The following is a 3,100-nucleotide window of genomic DNA, read 5'->3' as shown; positions in this document are numbered from 1 at the left end:
GTTGTTGATGGGGTCGTCGCCTGCGTAGGCGTAGCGGTTTCCCTGGGCGGGGTCGGCGAGGAAGGAGTGTGCGTCCTGGCTGGTGAAGCGGCCGGTGGCGGGGTTGTACCAGCGTTGGCCGTATTTGATCCAGCCGGTGGTGCGGTCGTAGGTGCCGCCGACGTAGCGGTAGGGGTTCTGGGCTGCGGCTGATCCGGTGGCGGTGGTGGTCTGGTAGGCGCCGTAGGGGTCGTACTGGTAGACGGTGGAGGTGACCGTGGACTGGTTGATGAATTCCACGGGGGATCCGAAGCCGTCGATGATGTAGTACGCCTCGGTGCCGGTGGTGGTGCGCAGGACCAGGGGCTGGCCGGTGGTGGGGTCGTGGTCGATGTAGGCGGTGCCTGCGTCGAGTGTGACCTGTTCGATGACGGGCTGGCCGTTGCCGTCGGGGCGGCCGTAGACGTAGTCGACGTTGTCGCCGGTGTCGGTGGTCTGGTGGGTCAGTTCGGTCTGACCGGTGCCGGCGTAGGTGTAGGTGCCGGTTCCGGCCGGTGTGGTGGCCGCGGTCATCTGTCCGGCGCCGTTGTAGGCGACCGAGGACAGCGACGGGGTCTTGGTGAGGTTCCCGGCGGCGTCGTAGGTGTAGCCGCTGGTGGTGATCTGGTTGGCGGCGTTGTGGGTCAGGGCGGTCGTCCCGGTGGCGGTGGTGCGGTTGCCGCGCGCGTCGTAGCCGTAGCTGTACGTGGTCCCACCCCCCGAAGTCGCCACTGACGTCAGCCGGTTGCCCGGGTCGTATCCGTAGGCCGTCGTTTTCCCCGAGAGGTTGTCCTTAGACCACTGCAGGAGGCTGCGGTCGTCGGTGGTGGCGGTGGAGCAGGTGGTGCCGGGTGTGCCGCCTGCGGCGCGGCAGTAGGTGACGTCGAACTGGCGGGTGGGTGAGGTGGCGGGGCCCTGGTCGGCCCAGACTCGGGAGGGGCGGCCTGAGGCGTCGTAGTCCTGGTGGACGTGGGCTTTGTAGAGGGTGTGGTTGTTGTCGGTGCCGTACCAGGTGTCGGTGCGGCGGCCGTGGTCGTCGTAGGCGAAGCGGATCTTGGTGGAGGCCGGCGCTGCGGTGATGAGCTGGGTGAGGAGGTTTGCGTCGTCGTAGGTGTAGGTGGCGGTGCCGCGGGCGTCGGAGAGGGTGACGAGGTTGCCGGACTTGTCGTATCCGTAGGTGAGGGTGCCGCCGCCGGAGGTCGCGGTGCGGGTGGCGAGGTGGCCGAGGTCGTCGTAGGTGTAGGTGGTGGTGCCGGTGGCGTCGGTGCGGGTCCGGACGCGGCCGAAGCCGTCGTAGGTGTACCCGACGGCGTGAGTGCTGTCGGAGTAGGTGACCGAGGTGATGCGGTCGGCGTCGTCATAGGCGTAGGTGGTGGTGATGGTCCGGCCGTCCTTGGCCGTGGCGAGCCTGCCGTAGCTGTCGTACGTATAGCTCTGGGCGCCGAGGGATCCGCCGGTCACCGGGGTGAGGGAGGTGGTCTGGTGGGTGGCGGAGTCGTAGCCGTAGGTGGCGCTGTCGCTGTTGCCCGGGTCGGTGGACGTGGCGACGGTGCCGTCGCTGTTGTAAGTGACCTTGGCAGCAGCGGCGTTGGCGTCAGTGGTCTGGTCGCGCTGGCCGGCACCGGAGTAGTGGTAGGAGCTGCTGTTGGACTGCGCGTCGGTGGACGCCGAGGGCAGGTACTTCGTCCCGGCAGCGGTGTTGCCGTAGAGCGCGGACTGCGACGAACCCGTGGGGGAAGTCGTCTTGGTCAGCGACTCGCCGCCGTTGGCGTTGAACTCGTTCGACGAGGTGGACGCGCCGGTCCCGGCACCGATGGTGCTGGTGGAGGTGTCGAAGTTCGCCGTGTACGTCTTGGAACGGACGTTGCCGTCGGCGTCGGTGGCCTTGGTGACGTGCGCGGTGTTGTCCGCGCTGAGGTCGTAGGTGGTGTGCGGAACCGTGGAAACCGACTGCGTCTGGTCGGTGTCCGGCGCAGCCAGCAGGGTCTGCGTGGCAGACGGGTACGACAGCCGGGTGACGGAGTCGCCGGGCGCACCGGCGGCGGTGTTGTGCTGGGAGACCGAGGCCACTCCGCGGCCGCCGTACGCGAACTCCGTGATGCCGCCGCCGGGGTTGGTGATCGACGTCAGCTTGTGCGCGGTGTAGCCGAAGGACGTGGTGCGGTTAAGGGTGTCCTTCACCGAGGCCAGGTCCCCAGATGCGTTGACGGAGTAGGCCACGGTGCGCACCGAGCCGTCCGAGGCGGTCTGCTTCAGCGTCGTCACATGACCCGACGCATTGGCGTACACGCCGGTGCGCTGGCTGGTGGTGCCGCGGGTCGCCACAATCGAGCCAGGCAGGGACCCGGAATAGCCGAGAGTGGTGGCGTTGCCGTTGCGGTCGGTGATCTTCGTGAGTTTTCCGGCGGAGTCGAACGTCTGCTTGGTCTGGCTGGAGTGGTCGGTCAGCGTGTAGGTGCCGTCGCTGTTCTTGACCAGGTCCGCCTTGAACCCGCCCGGCGCCGTGAAGCCGGTGCCGATGGACACGAACAGGCCCGTTACACCGGCCTGGCCGCGGTAGGTCACCGATCCTTCCTCGTGCACGGTCAGCGAGATGTCGTACGGGGTGAGCAGCCACCCGTACCCCGCGGCGGCCGAGGTCGAGGTGAACCCGGATCCCACCGACGCGCTGTTGTAGGAAGCCCCGAGGCCGACATCCCCGTTGATGCCGGGCAGCGTCAGGTCGCTGGTGGACACCAGCAGATTGCCCGACGCGACATCCACCTGTGCGGAGACGTGATCACCGGCCGGGAACGACAGCCGCGTCGCCCCCGGCCGCCAGCATCGGCGAGACGTGCGTGTCCTGAAGCGTCGTCAACGCCGAGCACGTCGTGCCCTGGCACGCCTGCACCTGCCAGTCGAACTGCGTACCGAACGGCATCGACACCGGCAGCGTCAGCCGGGCGACCGAGCCCGAAGCGACCGTCACCGTACCGCCGTTGACCAGATCCCACGCCCCGCCCGCGGCATACGTCCCCGCGAAGAACTTCGCCGTGACCTGCCCGCCCGACGAGCTCGACACCTTCGCCGTCAGCACCGGCTT

Annotated in this window: 2 protein-coding genes; both read right to left on the bottom strand. The window is 68.3% G+C overall.

Going from position 1 to position 3,100, the window contains the following annotated elements; translation table 11 throughout:
- The coding region (locus ACFY9V_RS35415; protein WP_391164426.1) for an RHS repeat-associated core domain-containing protein at nucleotides 1-2,781 on the bottom strand (2,781 nt) is incomplete at its 3' end.
- Nucleotides 2,782-2,797: 16 nt separating this feature from the next.
- A partial coding sequence (locus ACFY9V_RS35410; RefSeq protein WP_391164424.1) for a hypothetical protein occupies nucleotides 2,798-3,100 on the bottom strand: 303 nt, incomplete at its 5' end.

This window comes from Streptomyces sp. NPDC008317 (assembly GCF_042955955.1).
Lineage (GTDB): Bacteria > Actinomycetota > Actinomycetes > Streptomycetales > Streptomycetaceae > Actinacidiphila.
The sequence above is the reverse complement of the archived record's forward strand: the minus strand, read 5'-3'. Positions and strand labels throughout refer to the sequence as shown.